14 protein-coding genes are annotated in these 14541 nt (G+C 66.2%); 1 reads left to right on the forward strand and 13 read right to left on the reverse strand.

Going from position 1 to position 14541, the window contains the following annotated elements:
* Positions 1-254: 254 nt before the first annotated feature.
* The 3 genes from rluB to E5S69_RS23000 all read right to left on the reverse strand — a co-directional run bounded on the left by rluB (position 255) and on the right by E5S69_RS23000 (position 4355).
* On the reverse strand, positions 255-2144 hold the full coding sequence (rluB, locus tag E5S69_RS22990) for a 23S rRNA pseudouridine(2605) synthase RluB (protein ID WP_171516904.1): 1890 nt from the start codon (positions 2142-2144) through the stop codon (positions 255-257).
* A 5-nt stretch (positions 2145-2149) separates the two neighbouring features.
* Entirely contained in the window at positions 2150-3007 is an 858-nt protein-coding gene (gene scpB / locus E5S69_RS22995; protein ID WP_171516905.1) for an SMC-Scp complex subunit ScpB, read from the reverse strand.
* Between the two features lie 589 nt (positions 3008-3596).
* The gene (locus tag E5S69_RS23000) at positions 3597-4355 is read right to left on the reverse strand and encodes a sulfite exporter TauE/SafE family protein (RefSeq protein WP_171516906.1); all 759 of its coding nucleotides are present in this window, start codon (positions 4353-4355) and stop codon (positions 3597-3599) included.
* 77 nt (positions 4356-4432) lie between these two features.
* Here E5S69_RS23000 and fnr point away from each other — a divergent pair, with 77 nt between their 5' ends.
* The gene (gene fnr, locus E5S69_RS23005) at positions 4433-5158 is read left to right on the forward strand and encodes a fumarate/nitrate reduction transcriptional regulator Fnr (protein WP_171516907.1); all 726 of its coding nucleotides are present in this window, start codon (positions 4433-4435) and stop codon (positions 5156-5158) included.
* Between the two features lie 67 nt (positions 5159-5225).
* Here the strand turns inward: fnr and E5S69_RS23010 are convergent, their stop codons facing one another.
* From E5S69_RS23010 to zapE, 10 genes are all read right to left on the reverse strand, one after another.
* The gene (locus E5S69_RS23010) at positions 5226-5471 is read right to left on the reverse strand and encodes a hypothetical protein (RefSeq protein ID WP_012353116.1); all 246 of its coding nucleotides are present in this window, start codon (positions 5469-5471) and stop codon (positions 5226-5228) included.
* A complete protein-coding gene (locus tag E5S69_RS23015) occupies positions 5468-5677 on the reverse strand; it encodes a hypothetical protein (RefSeq protein ID WP_171516908.1) in 210 nt (69 codons plus the stop codon). The genes E5S69_RS23010 and E5S69_RS23015 overlap by 4 nt, the downstream gene beginning before the upstream one ends.
* A 42-nt stretch (positions 5678-5719) precedes the next feature.
* Positions 5720-7192 carry a cytochrome c oxidase accessory protein CcoG gene (gene ccoG, locus E5S69_RS23020; protein WP_171516909.1) on the reverse strand — a complete coding sequence of 491 codons (1473 nt, stop codon included), beginning with the start codon at positions 7190-7192 and terminating at the stop codon, positions 5720-5722.
* A gap of 49 nt (positions 7193-7241) precedes the next feature.
* Positions 7242-8165: a cytochrome-c oxidase, cbb3-type subunit III gene (gene ccoP / locus E5S69_RS23025; protein WP_171516910.1), complete on the reverse strand. Its 924-nt coding sequence runs from the start codon at positions 8163-8165 to the stop codon at positions 7242-7244.
* A 2-nt stretch (positions 8166-8167) separates the two neighbouring features.
* On the reverse strand, positions 8168-8332 hold the full coding sequence (locus tag E5S69_RS23030) for a cbb3-type cytochrome oxidase subunit 3 (RefSeq protein WP_171516911.1): 165 nt from the start codon (positions 8330-8332) through the stop codon (positions 8168-8170).
* 3 nt (positions 8333-8335) lie between these two features.
* Positions 8336-8995 carry a cytochrome-c oxidase, cbb3-type subunit II gene (gene ccoO / locus E5S69_RS23035; RefSeq protein WP_171516912.1) on the reverse strand — a complete coding sequence of 220 codons (660 nt, stop codon included), beginning with the start codon at positions 8993-8995 and terminating at the stop codon, positions 8336-8338.
* 18 nt (positions 8996-9013) lie between these two features.
* The gene (ccoN, locus tag E5S69_RS23040) at positions 9014-10462 is read right to left on the reverse strand and encodes a cytochrome-c oxidase, cbb3-type subunit I (RefSeq protein ID WP_171516913.1); all 1449 of its coding nucleotides are present in this window, start codon (positions 10460-10462) and stop codon (positions 9014-9016) included.
* A 151-nt stretch (positions 10463-10613) separates the two neighbouring features.
* Positions 10614-10760, reverse strand: a complete 147-nt coding sequence (ccoS, locus tag E5S69_RS23045) for a cbb3-type cytochrome oxidase assembly protein CcoS (protein ID WP_171516914.1) — start codon at positions 10758-10760, stop codon at positions 10614-10616.
* Positions 10761-10762: 2 nt separating this feature from the next.
* Positions 10763-13330: a heavy metal translocating P-type ATPase gene (locus tag E5S69_RS23050; protein ID WP_171516915.1), complete on the reverse strand. Its 2568-nt coding sequence runs from the start codon at positions 13328-13330 to the stop codon at positions 10763-10765.
* Positions 13331-13433: 103 nt separating this feature from the next.
* Positions 13434-14531 carry a cell division protein ZapE gene (gene zapE / locus E5S69_RS23055; protein WP_171516916.1) on the reverse strand — a complete coding sequence of 366 codons (1098 nt, stop codon included), beginning with the start codon at positions 14529-14531 and terminating at the stop codon, positions 13434-13436.
* Positions 14532-14541 lie beyond the last annotated feature (10 nt).

Here is a 14541-nt window from a genome sequence, read left to right on the forward strand (position 1 = left end):
GGTGCCGTCCGGGACGACCCTGTTGCAGCGCTGCCTGTCCGCCACCCCGTTCCGCCCCAGCGGAAGCACCGAAATCGGGCGAACCAAAAAAAAATGGGCGCAATGCCCATCATTCGCCCACCCTCGGACAAGGATGGCTTTTTGAATAGACTTGAATTATACGCGGATTATGTCGAAAAGGCAAAAGCAAGACATTACCACGGACTGAACGCGGCGGCAGCGGGCGTTGTGCCCGCGTGCGCCGCCAGCAGCGCTTACCGGTTGCCGCCGCGGTTGCCCCCGCGATTGCCGCCGCCACCGCCTCGCGGCGAGCGGTTGCCGCCTGCTTTTGCCGCCTTCGGCATCACGTTGCCATTGGCCTCGCCACCGCCGCGGCGGGCCTTGCCCTGCCCTTGGCCGGCCTGGCCCCTCGCGCCACCCATGCCACCCATGCCACCCATGCCGCCCATGCCGCCCATGCCCGTACCGCCGCCACGCCCCTGACGTGCGCCGGTGCCGCGCCCGCCGCCCAGGTTGGCGGCATGCGAGGTCAGCAGCGTCGGCCCATGGCTGATATAGCCCATCGACGTCTTCATCGGATCCGGCTGGCTGCTGCGGCCGCCGCCGCCGCGGGTACCGCCCTGGTCGACGCGCGGCAGGCCGTCCATGCCCGTGGGCATCGGCATGCCGGCGATCGCCGCCTCGGTGCGCTGCTTGCGCCCGCCCACCTTGGTGGCGCCCTTGGGCGCCTGCTCGCCCTTGCTGGGCACCTTCAGGCCGACGCTGGTCATCAGCGCCTTGACATCATTCGGCTCCACTTCCTGCCAGCGGCCGCGCTTCAGACCCCGCGGCAGCAGGAACTGGCCGTAGCGGGTGCGAATCAAGCGCGACACGGTCAGTCCGACCGCCTCGAACATGCGCCGCACCTCCCGGTTGCGCCCTTCGGTCAGGGCCACGTGGTACCAATGATTGGCGCCTTCGCCGCCACCGTCGGCAATACGCAGGAAGTTGGCCTCGCCGTCATCCAGCTTGATGCCGTGTAGCAGGCGCTGGCGGTCGGCTTCGGCCAACTCACCCAGCGTGCGCACCGCGTATTCGCGCTCGACGCCGTAGCGGGGATGCATGAACCGATTGGCAATGTCGCCCGAGGTGGTGAAAATCAGCAAGCCTTCGGTGTTGAAGTCCAGGCGACCCACCGCGACCCACTTGCCGGTCTTGATTCGCGGCAGGTTGTCGAACACGGTCGGACGGCCTTCCGGATCGGACTGGCTGACGATTTCACCGGAGGGCTTGTGATACAGCAGCACGCGCGGCGGCTTGGTTGACACCTTGCGGTGGATCAGCTTGCCGTTCACGCGGACCTGGTCGGCCGGCAGAATGCGCTGGCCGATATGAGCCGGCAGCCCATTGACCGAGACGCGGCCCTGCAGGATCAGCTCTTCCATCTCGCGGCGCGAACCGAGGCCGCCCTCGGCCAGCACCTTGTGCAACTTGGGCGCATCGTCATCGGCGGACAACTCGCGCACAGGCTTGGCCTTGGTGCGCGGGATGACCGTGTCTTCACTGTCGTATTGCTCGGAGATGACGAAGCGGAACAGGTCTTCGCTGCCTGCCGCGGTCTTGTCGGCGCCGGCCGGGCCCTTGCGGGGTGCCTGTGGCTTGCCGCCATCCTTGCGCCGGCCCTGCTGGCGCGCGCCGGCGCCCTGGGCGTCGCCGGAAGTCGCCGGCTTGCCGCTGCGCGGCCCCGGCTTGCGCTTGCGGCCAGGCTGCTCGGGCTTGTCGGCGCCTTCGGCCCGGGCCGCGCGGTCGATCTTGTCTGCCTTGCTGCCGCCCTGGCTGACCTGCCCGCCTTCGCCCTGGCCCGGCTTGCGCTTGCCGCGGCCACGCTGGCCGCCGCGTCCGGCGCCCGCGCCCTGGGGTGCACCCGGCTCGCCGGCATCGCCCTGGCCGCCTGCGCCGACGCCTTCGGCGCCCTCGGCACGGTCCTGGTTCGCCTGACGGCGCGAGGCCACCAGGTTCCTCAGACCGCGGCGCAGCCCCTTGCGGCGGGGCGCGGCGTCACTGCCCGATCCGGGTTCTGCGGCGCCGGTGTCGGCGGATGCGCCCGCATGGCGGGCGTCTTGGTCAACGGAATCAGACAAGATATTCACTATCGGATGTTGCATGTTGTTCAGTTCGGCACGCGCTCGTCGTGCTCGCTCGGGTGCGGCGGGGTGCCGTCATGTGACGGTTGGTCCCGCGCCCCGTCCGGAGGGGGTGCAGCCGGTTCGGTGGCATCGCCCGAACCCGTCTCGGCAGCCGCCGGCGGCAGCGGCTGCGCATCAAAGCCATTGGCGCTGTCTGCGAGCGCGGCGACTTCGCCTTCCCGCCCGGATGCCGCCTCGCCCGTTGCCGATGTATCAGCCGGGGAACCCGGCTCGGCAAAGGCTTCCTCGTCGGCGCTGGCCGGCTTGTGCGCCGCCAGGTCTTCGAAATTGATCGCCTGTTGCTCCAGCAAGGCGGCCTGCGCCTGCGCCTGGGCGTCTTCCAGCGGAGGCAGCTCGTCGAGCGTGCGCAGCCCGAGGTCGTCCAGGAACGCCTTGGTGGTGGCATACAGCGCCGGGCGGCCCGGCACGTCGCGGTGGCCAATCACCTCGATCCAGCTGCGGTCCTCGAGCTTCTTGATCACTTCCGTACTGACGGTCACGCCGCGGATTTCCTCGATATCGCCGCGAGTCACCGGCTGCCGGTAGGCAATGATTGCCAGGGTCTCCATCACGGCGCGCGAGTATTTTGGCGGCTTTTCCGGATTCAGGCGGTCGAGGTATTCCCGCATTTCGGGCCGGCTCTGGAACCGCCAGCCGCTGGCCAGCGCCACCAGTTCCACGCCGCGCGGGCGCCAGTCCTGGCGCAGTTCGTCCAGCAGTACGCGGATGGTGTCTGCGCCGACGTCATCGTCGAACAGGCGGCGCAGATCGTTGACGCGCAACGGTTCCTGCGCGCAGATCAGCGCCGTCTCGAGGACGATCTTCGCCTCTTGGGTATTCATGTTGATGGTGTGCAGCCTGTCTTTGCACCTGCTCCCGGACGGATCCGGGGCACCGGAGATTTTGGATACAGCGGTGCCAAAGCCACCGCCATCTCATTGCGCAGCGAGCCGGATACCTGCTGTACCCAAGCCGTGCACTTCCCTTTCTTTGCATCGAGTTGCCGGGTCGTTCCGGCAGGAGATCGTCCGCATGCCGTCATGGACCGGCCAGCGAACCTCTTGCGTCGCTCGTCCGCATCCAGCCGGACATCGCGGTCGGCGAACTGAACGCCTCGGACGCAAGAAAATACGGGTATCGGGAGCAAGGCCGGCATCTACCACGCCGCAGTGCCAACCGGACTTTTGAACCAGATCTTTTGAACCGGATGGACCGCGGGGACTGGCGACCATCGAAAGCCTTCCGCTTTCCGCGTCCCGAGCACGCCTTCGGGTATGAAGGCCGCCAGGCGCTGCTCGCCGCTGCTTACCGCAGCCTGTCTGACTCCGCGCGATACCGCAATGTAGGCGATTGTATGGCATTCCCGCCTCCGCCTGCAACCATCATCCTGTTTGCGCGCGGCGCCAACGCCGCACGATGGACCGCGTGGCGTCAAAACACCAGGCAAAAGCCCTGTTCCGCCAGCGAATGTGGCAGCAGCACCGCTCGCGCAATGCCCAGACCACCGAACGCCATCACGGCAAGGCCCGCGCCCAGGCGCACGCCCGGGCGCCTGGACCACAGTCTGAGATAGCCCGACAGCCCGGACAGCACCAGCAGGTTCGGCAACGTGCCAAGGCCGAATACGCCCATGACCAACGCGCCGGAGCCGGCATTGCCCGCCAGCAGCGCCAGCGTCAGCGCGCCGTAAACCATGCCGCACGGCACCAGCCCCCATGCCAGGCCCACGCCATAACGCCGCGCCAGCCCGCTGCGCGCCCGCACGAAGGCCGGCATCGCGCCGCCAAGGCCACCGAGCCGGCCGGCCACGGCAGCGCCGGTGTGCGCCGCCAGCCGTTCGAGCCAGTTCACGGTAAAGGTGCTGCCACGCAGCAGGCGCCAGCCGGACCACAGCAGCATCAGGCTGCCAGCACCAAAGAGCCAGCGCTGCAAGGGCAGATAGTCCTGCTTCCAGGCGGTGGCGCCGGCGGCACCGAGCGCGGCGCCAAGCAGCATATAGGTCGAAATCCTGCCCAAGTGCATCACCAATAACTCGCCAAGCCAGGCAGTCCGGTTGCGTACCAGGCTGACCGGGGCCGCCGTGCCGCGCCGCTGCTCCACGGCCAGCGCCACGCCGCCGCACATGGCGGCGCAGTGCACCCCGCCTAACAGCGCAAGCAGAAAAACGCTGATCAATACTCCGAATGTCAATTCTGTCTCCCTGCCGGATCACATCGCACGTAAAATGCCCATATCGTGCCCCGCTGCCATTTCTTGCAGGTTTCCAATTGCTCACCTCCATCCCCATTACCGAGATGTCGCCCCGCTGCTCCACCTGTGCAATGGGACAGCTGTGCCTTCCGGTTGGCATGTCGCAGCAAGACCTCGTCAAGATCGACACGCTGGTGCAGGAACGCATCCGCGTGCACAAGGGGGAAACCCTCTACCGCATGGGCGATCCGCTCACTGCGGTCTATGCCATCCGCTTCGGTACGCTGAAGACGCATGTCACCACTGAAGACGGACGTTCGCAGATTACCGGGTTTCACCTGCCCGGCGAAATCGTCGGCCTCGACGGCCTGGGCGAGATGCAGCATGCGTCCGATGCGACCGCGCTGGAAGATACCGAGGTATGCGTGGTGCGCATGAACGATCTGCAGTCGCTGTCGGCCGACTTGCCTTCGCTGCAGCAGCAGTTCCTGCGCTTGATGGGCAAGGAAATCACGCACGACCAGTTGATGCTGGTCACGCTCGGCTCCATGCGCGCCGAGGAACGCCTGGCCGCCTTCCTGATCAATCTGTCGGAGCGCCTGTCGGCGCGTGGTTATTCGGCCTCCGAGTTCGTGATGCGCATGAGCCGCGAAGAGATCGGCAGCTACCTCGGGCTGAAGCTCGAGACCGTCAGCCGGCTGTTCTCGCGTTTTGCCGAGGCCGGGCTAATCCAGATCCGCCAGCGACATGTCAAGCTGGTGGACATGGACGGCATCAAGCAACTCTACAGCCGCAGTTGCTAAAGCATCGCGGCGTTGCCGCGCCGGCCTGCGGCGCCGGCAACGCGGTGGTCCCTGTTCTATTGCCTTCCTATTCCAGCTCGTCGGTATCGGCGAGCCGCGTCGGCATGGTGTATAGCGTCAGCCCGCTGGACAAGGCGCAGAACACCCACGCCAGCAGGAAGCCAACGGTATAGACCGACTCGCGCGACGATTCGATCGGATGGCCGAAGAATTTCAGGTCACCCGGATCGACGACGGAAAAAACCGTTGCCGTCGCCAGGCCGGCCATCAGAAAGCCTGGCCACAACACCCACATCAGCCAGCGCAACCTCATGGCTGCCTCGCTGCCGCAGGCCTGGGCGGCACAGCTTCGCCTTTCTCCACCACCAGGCCATGCCGCGTCGCGCCCTGCACCGGCATGTCGGGGTGCGCCGACGCCAGCCAGATCGTCACGCCGCACGCCACCATGGCTGCCAGCGGACCACTCATCAGCAGCCACGGCCACGGTTCCTTCCACCACGGATTGCCTTGCCGAGTCATCTTGCCCCCTTCATCTTGGCGACTACGTCCGAGTCCCCAGCTTCACAAATCGCGCGGCACGATAAAACTGGTGGATTGCCGGATTTCGGCATGCCCCTCCTCCGTGCCTGCGCTCGTTACTGTTACGTTAATCTTGTGCGTGCCCTGTGTGGCGGCCTCGATCGGTACGCGGACGCGGATCGGCAGCAACCGGTTGGACGTCGGCGCCAGCGATTCGGCCTGCTTGTCGTATTCGACCGTCAGGCCCTTCAGTTCATCGCTGTCGGCGCGCACGCGGATCTGCATCGGCGCTTCCGTGGTGTTGATCAGCTGAAGCCGATAGACGTTCTCGATCCAGCGCCCGTCCACCTCCCGCCCCAGCGCGCCGCGGTCGCGGATGATGTCGACCTTCAGCGGCGTGCGCAGCATGATTGAGGCCATGAAGCCCGCCAGTAGCGCCACCCAGACCACCGAGTAGATGACCACGCGCGGACGCAGCAGGCGCTTGCGCGATGCCGCCGCGGAAAGAGCCTTGCGCATCGCGTTTTCCGAGGTGTACCGGATCAGCCCCCGCGGGTAGTCCATCTTGTCCATGACCTGGTTGCAGGCGTCGATGCAGGCGCCGCAGCCAATGCATTCGTACTGCAGGCCATCGCGGATGTCGATGCCGGTTGGACACACCTGCACGCAGATGCTGCAGTTGACACAATCGCCCAGCCCGGCCTGGCGATGGTCGGTCTTGCGCGAGCGGCTGCCGCGCGGCTCGCCACGGCCAACGTCGTAGGTGACGACGTAGGTGTCGCGATCCACCATCACGCTCTGGAAACGCGCGTAAGGACACATGTACTTGCACACCTGCTCGCGCATGAAGCCCGCGTTGCCCCACGTGGCAAACGCATAGAACAGCATCCAGAACGCTTGCCAGGGCCCCAGCGACAGTGCCAGCACCTCGCCGCCCAGTTCGCGGATCGGCGCGAAGTAGCCGATGAATGTGAAGCCGGTCCAGAGTGCAATCAGCACCCACAGGAAATGCTTGGTGGCCTTGATGCGGACTTTGCGCAGGCTCCAAGGATCGCCATCGAGACGGATGCGGGCAATGCGGTCGCCTTCGACCCGCCGCTCGATCCACATGAAGATCTCGGTATAGACCGTTTGCGGGCAGGCGTAGCCGCAGAACAGCCGCCCCGCGATCGCCGTGAACAGGAACAGCGCCAATGCGGAGATGACCAGCAGCACGGCCAGGTAGATCACGTCCTGCGGCCACAGCACCAGCCCGAAGATATAGAACTTGCGCTCGCCAAGGTCAAACAGCACGGCCTGGCGTCCATTCCATTGGAGCCAGGGCGTGCCGTAGTAGATAAGCTGGGTCAGGATCACCAGCCACACTCGCCAGCTGGAGAACGCGCCCGTCACCGAGCGCGGATAAATCTTGCGGCGGACCTCGTAAAGGGTTTCGTCCGAGGTCTCGCCCGGCGCAGCGGCCGACCGCTGCAGGTCGGCCGCCCGGGCCACTTCTTCGGTGCCGGGGGCGTTCATGGGCAGCTTCTCCCGCGGGCCAACAGCGCCCGCTCAGATGAGTCGTCGATCATTGCGCGGCTCCGGCTCCGGCTCCGGTATTGGACAATCCCCACACATAGGCCGTCAGCATGCGGATGCGTTCAGGCGTCAGGATTTCCTCGTGTGCCGGCATATGGTTGTTGTGGCCCTTCAGGATGGCTTCGACGATGCTGGCCTCCGAGCTGCCATAGAGCCAGACATTGTCCGACAGGTTCGGCGCACCGAGGGCCTGGTTGCCCTTGCCGCCAGAGCCATGGCAGGCCACGCAGGTGGTCTTGAACGTCCCTTCGCCACGCGACGCGCGGATCGGATCCGACGACAGCCCCGACAGCGAACGCACATACTGCGCCACATCGCCCGCCTGCTTGGCATCGATGGATGCGCCGAACGGCGGCATCACGCCGTTGCGGCCCTTGGTGATGGTCTGGCGGATGGTGTCCGGCTCGCCGCCGTACAACCAGTCGCCATCGGTCAGGTTGGGGAAACCCCGGCTGCCACGCGCGTCCGAGCCATGGCACTGCGCGCAGTAGTTCAGGAACAGGCGCTGGCCGATCTCGCGCGCCTGCGGGTCCGCCGCCACTTGCTTGACGTCCATCTTCAGGTACTTGGCGTAGATCTCGTTCTGCATCCGCTCCTGCGCCGCGCGGTGCGCGGCCAACTCGCCCTGCGTGGAGAACTTCAGCACGCCGGCGTACGAACCCAGGCCCGGATACAGCACGAGATAGGCCAGGCCGAAGATGCAGGCCAGCAGGAACATCCACATCCACCAGCGCGGCAGCGGGTTGTTCAGCTCGCGCAGGTCGCCGTCCCATACATGGCCGGTATCCTCGGTGCCACCGGCGGTCTTGGTGATCTTGCGTTGCGAAAACAGCAGCCATACGCACCAGACGATGCCGATGAGCGCAATGGCGGCAATGTAGTAACTCCAGAATTCGGAAATGAAATCGCTCATGGCTAGGGGTTCCGGCTCGATGTTGTCGTAGTTTCGTCAGGCAGCGCGAACGGCAGCAAGGCCGATTCGCGGTTGGCGGCCTGGCGGCCGGCGGACCAGGCCCACCAGCAGATGCCGAGAAAGACAACCATGGACACGACAGTCGCAATGGCGGTGATCATGGCCATGGCTTACTCCTTCGGTGCCGCGGCGACGGCATCGACGCGGACGTTGCGGCGGTTGGTCCCGAGGCCTTGCAGGTAGGCAACCAGCGCGTCCTCTTCGGTCTTGCCTTTCAGTTCTTCCGGGGCCTTCGCAATCTCGGCGTCGGTGTACGGCACGCCCAGCCTGACCAGCGCACGCATGCGCGCCTGGATATCAGTGGTGGGCAGCTCGGCCTTTTCCAGCCACGGGTACGATGGCATCACGGATTCCGGCACCACGTCGCGCGGATTGCGCAGGTGGATGCGTTGCCAGTCGTCGGAGTAGCGTCCGCCCACGCGCGCCAGATCGGGGCCGGTGCGCTTGGAGCCCCACAGGAACGGATGGTCGTAGACCGACTCGCCAGCGGTGGAGTAATGGCCGTAGCGTTCGGTCTCGGCCTGCAGCGTACGCACCTGCTGCGAGTGGCAGCCGACGCAGCCTTCGCGGATATAGATATCGCGCCCCATCAGCCGCAGCGGCGAATACGGCGTGATGCCCGGGTCCGGCTCGGTGGTGGAGTGCTGGAAGAACAGCGGCACGATCTGGACCAGACCTGCGATGCTGACCACGAGGATCGTGCAGATGATCAGCCAGCCGATGTTCTTCTCCAGCGTTTCGTGGGAAAAGAAGCGTTGTTTGTCGGACATCTTTCTATCCTGGATTGATCAGTGGGCAGAGGCGGCGATGCTGGCCGGAATCGGCGCATCCACGGCGGTCTTGCCGACAATGGTCTTGGCGATGTTGTAGGCCATCAGCAGCATGCCGGAGAGGAAACACATGCCACCCAGCAGGCGAATCAGATAGAACGGATACTTGGCCTTGACCGCTTCGACGAAGGCGTAGGTCAGCGTGCCATCAGGCTGCGTCGCGCGCCACATCAGGCCCTCCATGACCCCGGCAATCCACATCGAGGCGATATACAGCACCACGCCGATGGTGGCGATCCAGAAATGCCACTCGATCAGGCGCACGCTGTACATCTGCTTTTCCCCGAACAGCCGCGGGATCAGGTAGTACAGCGAACCGATGGAAATCATGGCGACCCAGCCCAGCGCGCCGGAGTGCACGTGGCCGATGGTCCAGTCCGTGTAGTGCGACAGCGCGTTGACGGTCTTGATCGACATCATCGAGCCTTCGAACGTGGACATGCCGTAGAACGACAGCGCCACCACCAGGAACTTCAGGATCGGGTCGGTGCGCAGCTTGTGCCAGGCGCCCGACAGCGTCATGATGCCGTTGATCATGCCGCCCCACGAAGGCGCCAGCAGGATCAGCGAGAACACCATGCCAAGCGACTGCGCCCAGTCCGGCAGCGCGGTGTATTGCAGGTGGTGCGGACCGGCCCACATGTAGGTGAAGTTCAGCGCCCAGAAGTGGACGATGGACAGGCGGTAGGAAAAGATCGGGCGCTCGGCCTGCTTGGGAATGAAGTAATACATCATCCCCAGGAAGCTGGTGGTCAGGAAGAAGCCGACGGCGTTATGGCCATACCACCACTGGATCATCGCGTCCTGCACGCCGGCATAGGCCGAGTAGGACTTCCACATCGACACCGGCATCTCGATGTTGTTGACGATGTGCAGCAGCGCGATGGTCAGGATGTAGGCGCCGAAGAACCAGTTGGCGACGTAGATATGCCGGGTCTTGCGCTTGACGATGGTGCCGAAGAATACGATCGCGTAGGCCACCCACACCGCGGTGATCAGCAGGTCGATGGGCCACTCGAGTTCGGCGTATTCCTTGGAGCTGGTGATGCCCAGCGGCAGCGTGATGGCGGCCGCGACGATGACCAGTTGCCAGCCCCAGAACGTGAACGCCGCGAGCGGGCCGCAGAACAGGCGGGCCTGGCAGGTGCGCTGGACCACGTAGTAAGACGTCGCAAACAGCGCGCTGCCGCCGAAGGCGAAGATTACCGCATTGGTATGTAATGGCCGCAAGCGGCCGAACGACAGCCAGGGAGTATTGAAATTGAGTTCGGGCCAGATCAGCTGTGCTGCCAGCAGCACGCCGACGGCCATGCCGACGATCCCCCAGACTACCGTCATGACAGCGAACTGTCTTACGACGCCGTAATTGAAGGTGTCGACGCGTGAAGACGCGGCAGTGACATCCATTCAGACCCCCAAAGCTTAGAGAAAATAAAAATCCTACTGACAGTGTGACTTTAGAAAAACCATGCCAAAGGTGCGTTGATCTTTATCAAGCCGCTCCGGGACCGTCTTGAACCTGCGTGCGCGGCTCTGGTCCGAGGCACGCGCTGCAGGCTCACGGCCTGTCGTTGTCCAGCAGGATCGATTCGGCGGGCCGCTCCAAGTCGTCGTACTGCCCGGCATGAAGCGCCCACCACAGCGCACCTGCGATGACCACCACGAGCACCAGGCTCAGCGGCACCAGCAGGTAAAGCGTTTCCATCGTCAGGCTCCGTGTTGCCGCGGCTTGCCGGCGCGCAGCAGGCGCCAGGCATTGGCGACCACCAGCAGCGATGACAACGACATGCCGATGCCGGCCATCCACGCTGTGACCAGTCCTGTCGCCGCCAGCGGAATGGCAACCACGTTGTAAAAGAAGGCCCAGCCCAGGTTCTGGCGCACCACCCGGCGCGTCTGGCGTGACACCGCCAGGGCGGTGGCAATCTCCGCCACGCCGCCGTGCGTCAGCACCGCGTCCGCGCCGGCCTGGGCCAGCGGCGCACCGCTGCCAATGGCAATCGACACCTGCGCCTGCGCCAGCACCGGGGCGTCGTTGATGCCGTCGCCGACGGCCAGCACCACCGCCCCGCCCTGCTGCAGCCGCGCCACGTAATCGCGCTTGCCTTCCGGCGTAACCTCGCCCGCCACGCGCTCGATGCCAAACTGCTCCGCCCACCAGTGCACCGCCGCGGGGTTGTCGCCCGATACCAGATGGCACCGCACCCCCAGATCGCGCAGGCGCGCCAGCAGCGCCGGGGTTTCCTGGCGCTGGACGTCGGCAAGGACAAAGCGTGCCAGCGGTCCGGTCTGGGCGCCTAGCCAAACCACCGTGGCGCCGGGGTGCATCGAGCTTCCCGGATCGGCCGGCGCGCCTAGGCCATGGCCCCTCAGAGCCCCCACGAAATCGGCTCGGCCAAGACGCAGCCGGCGCCCCGCCACCACCGCCTCCAGGCCTTGACCGGGAACATTGCGCATGTCGCTGACCTGCAGCGGCGGGCCGGCGTGATCCGGCGCCGCCGCCGTCAGCGCGCGCGCGATCGGGTGCTCGCCGCCACGTTCCATGGCCGCGGCCAGGGCGAGGCATCGGCCGGAATCGACTTCTCCCAGCGGCTCGACCCCCGCCACGGCAAAGCGTCCTTCCGTCAGCGTGCCGGTCTTGTCGAGCACCACGTCGGTGACACGGGCCAGCGTTTCGAGCGCGTGGCCGCGCGCCAGCAGCACGCCACGCCGCGACAGCGCCGCGCCGGCCGCGGCCAATGCCGCAGGTGTGGCCAGCGACAACGCGCACGGGCAACTGACCACCAGCACCGCGATCGTTACCAGCAAGGCCCGGGACGGATCGATCCAGAGGCCCCAGACCATGCCGGTCAGTGCCGCCAGCGCCAGCAGCGTCGCCACGAACCAGCCCGCCACGCGGTCGGCCAGCGTCGCCAGGCGCGGTTTCTCCGCCAGCGCGCGGTCCAGCACCGCGACGATCTCGGCCAGGCGGGTGCCGGCGCCGACGCGGGTCACGCGCAGCTCCAGCGGGCTGGCCGTATTGAAGCTGCCCGCCAGCACAGTCTCGCCAGCGCTGCGGCGCACCGGGCGGCTTTCGCCGGTCAGCATGGACTCGTCGAGTTCACTGGCGCCCGAAGTCACCGCGCCGTCCGCCGGGACGATCTCGCCCGCCTTGACACGGATAAGGTCGCCCGCGCGCAGGCGCGCGACCGGGATACGTTCGCCCGCCGCGCCGGCTCCGGACAGCCGCTCGCACGTAGCGGGCAACTGGCGCGCCAGCATTTCGGCACCGCTGCGCGAGGCCTGACGCACGCGTAGCTCCAGGTAGCGGGCCAGCAGCAGGAACGCGACGAACATCGTCACCGAATCGAAGTAGACCTCGCCCACGCCGCGTACCGTGGCCAGCGCGCTGGCCGCAAAACCGGCGGCAACGCCGATCGCCACCGGCACGTCCATGCCCATATGGCGCTGGCGCAGGCTGCGCCAGGCACCGGCGAAGATCGGCGAGGCGGCGTAGCAGACCACCGGCAGCGTCAGCGCGAAGCTGGCCCAGCGCATCAGCTGGAGCTGGCCGGGATCGATGGTGGCCTCGTGGGTGTAGATCGGCCATGCGTACATCATGACCTGCATCATGCCGAGCATGGCCACCGCCATGCGCATCAGCAGACCGCGGCGCGCGCGGCGGTCTTGCTGGTCGGTGCGTGAGACTTCGAAGGGCCAGGCCATGTAGCCGATGCCGGCCAGCGCGGCCAGCAGCCCCGACACCGTCTGGGCGCCGTCGCGCCAGCGCACCACCACCCGCCGCGTGGCGACGTTGGCCATTGCCGACTCCACCCCCGGCTGGCGGCAGAGCTGCTGCTCGATCAGCCAGGCGCAGGCGGCACAGCGGATGTTCTCGGGTGCGAGCGTGATCTCGGCGCGGCCGCCGTCGAGCGGGCGAACAAATTGCGCGCGCAGTTCCGGGGTATCGTAGGCGGCCCAGATCGGTTCAGCTTCACGCCGGGATTCCTCGTCGATGGGTCGGGCGAAACGGGCCTCATCGCCGTACAAGTGGGCAAAGCCAGCGGCATGTAAGGTCTGCGCCAGGGCCTGGCAGCCGCCGCAGCAGAATACGCGGCGGCCGCCGTCCAGGTCCGCGGCCAGCGGCTCGGTATCGGTCACCGGCAAGCCGCAATGAAAGCAGGCCAGCGGTGCGCGGGCGGCGTGTGCGGCCGCGTCGGCGCCATCGCGCCCTGCGGGCGGCTGGAATGGCGCCAGCAAGCTGGCGGAAGGACTGGAGGCTGGGGGCGGCGACATGGGTACCTTTTTCTACCCGGTCGAGGATATAGGCCCGCCCCCGATTTCCGCTTGATATAGATCAAGGCGGCCCGGCTATTGTCGGCCGGGCCTGAAACGGCGCTCAGGTAAGCGACGTATCCATGGTGCGGCGCTCGGATTCCAGGTATTCGCGCGACTGCATCTCGATGATGCGGGACACGGTGCGATGGAATTCGTTGGCCATCTGGCCTTCAGTGTAAAGTTCGTCGGCCGGCACTTCCGCCGACATCAGCAGCTTGACCTTGTGGTCATAGAAGACGTCGATCAGCCAGGTGAAGCGGCGTGCCTCGGACGACATGCGCGGCGTCATGCGCGGCACGTCGGACAGGATCACCGTATGGAATTGCGAGGCCAGTTCCAGGTAGTCGTTCTGCGAGCGCGGGCCGCCGCACAGCGTGGCAAAGTCGAACCACACCACCCCGTTGGCCTTGCGCAGCGAGCGCAGTTCGCGGTGCTCGATATGCAGCAGCGGGGACTCATCGGCGACGCCGGCAATCGAGGTGAAGGCGTCGCGCAGCGCCGAGTTGGCCTTGGCGTCCAGCGGCGTGTGGTAGGCCTGCACCTGCTCCAGCGCGCGCTTGCGGTAGTCGATGCCGGCATCGACATTGAGCACCTCCAGCTTCTGTTGCAGCAACGCGATGGCGGGCAGTACGCGGTCGCGGTGCAGGCCGTCCGGATACAGCAGGTCCGGGCGGTAGTTGGAGGTCATCACGAACTGCACGCCGTTGTCGAACAACTGCTGCAGCAGGCGATGCAGGATCATCGCGTCGGCGACATCGCTGACATGGAATTCATCGAAGCAGATCAGGCGGAAGCGGCGCGCGATGCGCCTGGCCAGTTCGTCCAGCGGATCGGGACGGCCGCGCAGCTCTTCCAGCTGGCGATGCACCTCGCGCATGAATTCATGGAAATGCAGCCGCGTCTTGCGCACCACCGGCACGCAGGTATAGAAGCTGTCCATCAGGAACGACTTGCCGCGCCCCACCCCGCCCCACATGTAGACGCCCTGCGGCACGTCGGGCCGCACCAGCAGCTTCTTCAGCGCGTTGTTGCGGCGGCCCTTGTAGGCGACCCATTCGTCGTAGCACTGCTGCAGCCGGGCCACGGCGCGCAGCTGGGCCTCGTCGGACTGGTAGCCGCGCTCCTTCAGTTCCTTCTCGTAGTACTCGGTGACGTTCATGCTCGGGGCT

Source organism: Cupriavidus necator (assembly GCF_013141915.1).
Classification (GTDB): domain Bacteria; phylum Pseudomonadota; class Gammaproteobacteria; order Burkholderiales; family Burkholderiaceae; genus Cupriavidus; species Cupriavidus necator_B.

What these genes read in the sequence shown, in the direction of transcription:
- ccoP (WP_171516910.1), bottom strand. Translation starts at nt 8,165, where the DNA reads ATGAGCGATTTCATTTCCGAATTCTGGAGTTACTACATTGCCGCCATT.
- E5S69_RS23010 (WP_012353116.1), bottom strand. Translation starts at nt 5,471, where the DNA reads ATGAGGTTGCGCTGGCTGATGTGGGTGTTGTGGCCAGGCTTTCTGATG.
- E5S69_RS23015 (WP_171516908.1), bottom strand. Translation starts at nt 5,677, where the DNA reads ATGACTCGGCAAGGCAATCCGTGGTGGAAGGAACCGTGGCCGTGGCTG.
- E5S69_RS23030 (WP_171516911.1), bottom strand. Translation starts at nt 8,332, where the DNA reads ATGGCCATGATCACCGCCATTGCGACTGTCGTGTCCATGGTTGTCTTT.
- ccoS (WP_171516914.1), bottom strand. Translation starts at nt 10,760, where the DNA reads ATGGAAACGCTTTACCTGCTGGTGCCGCTGAGCCTGGTGCTCGTGGTG.
- zapE (WP_171516916.1), bottom strand. Translation starts at nt 14,531, where the DNA reads ATGAACGTCACCGAGTACTACGAGAAGGAACTGAAGGAGCGCGGCTAC.
- E5S69_RS23050 (WP_171516915.1), bottom strand. Translation starts at nt 13,330, where the DNA reads ATGTCGCCGCCCCCAGCCTCCAGTCCTTCCGCCAGCTTGCTGGCGCCA.
- ccoG (WP_171516909.1), bottom strand. Translation starts at nt 7,192, where the DNA reads ATGAACGCCCCCGGCACCGAAGAAGTGGCCCGGGCGGCCGACCTGCAG.
- ccoO (WP_171516912.1), bottom strand. Translation starts at nt 8,995, where the DNA reads ATGTCCGACAAACAACGCTTCTTTTCCCACGAAACGCTGGAGAAGAAC.
- ccoN (WP_171516913.1), bottom strand. Translation starts at nt 10,462, where the DNA reads ATGGATGTCACTGCCGCGTCTTCACGCGTCGACACCTTCAATTACGGC.
- rluB (WP_171516904.1), bottom strand. Translation starts at nt 2,144, where the DNA reads ATGCAACATCCGATAGTGAATATCTTGTCTGATTCCGTTGACCAAGAC.
- scpB (WP_171516905.1), bottom strand. Translation starts at nt 3,007, where the DNA reads ATGAATACCCAAGAGGCGAAGATCGTCCTCGAGACGGCGCTGATCTGC.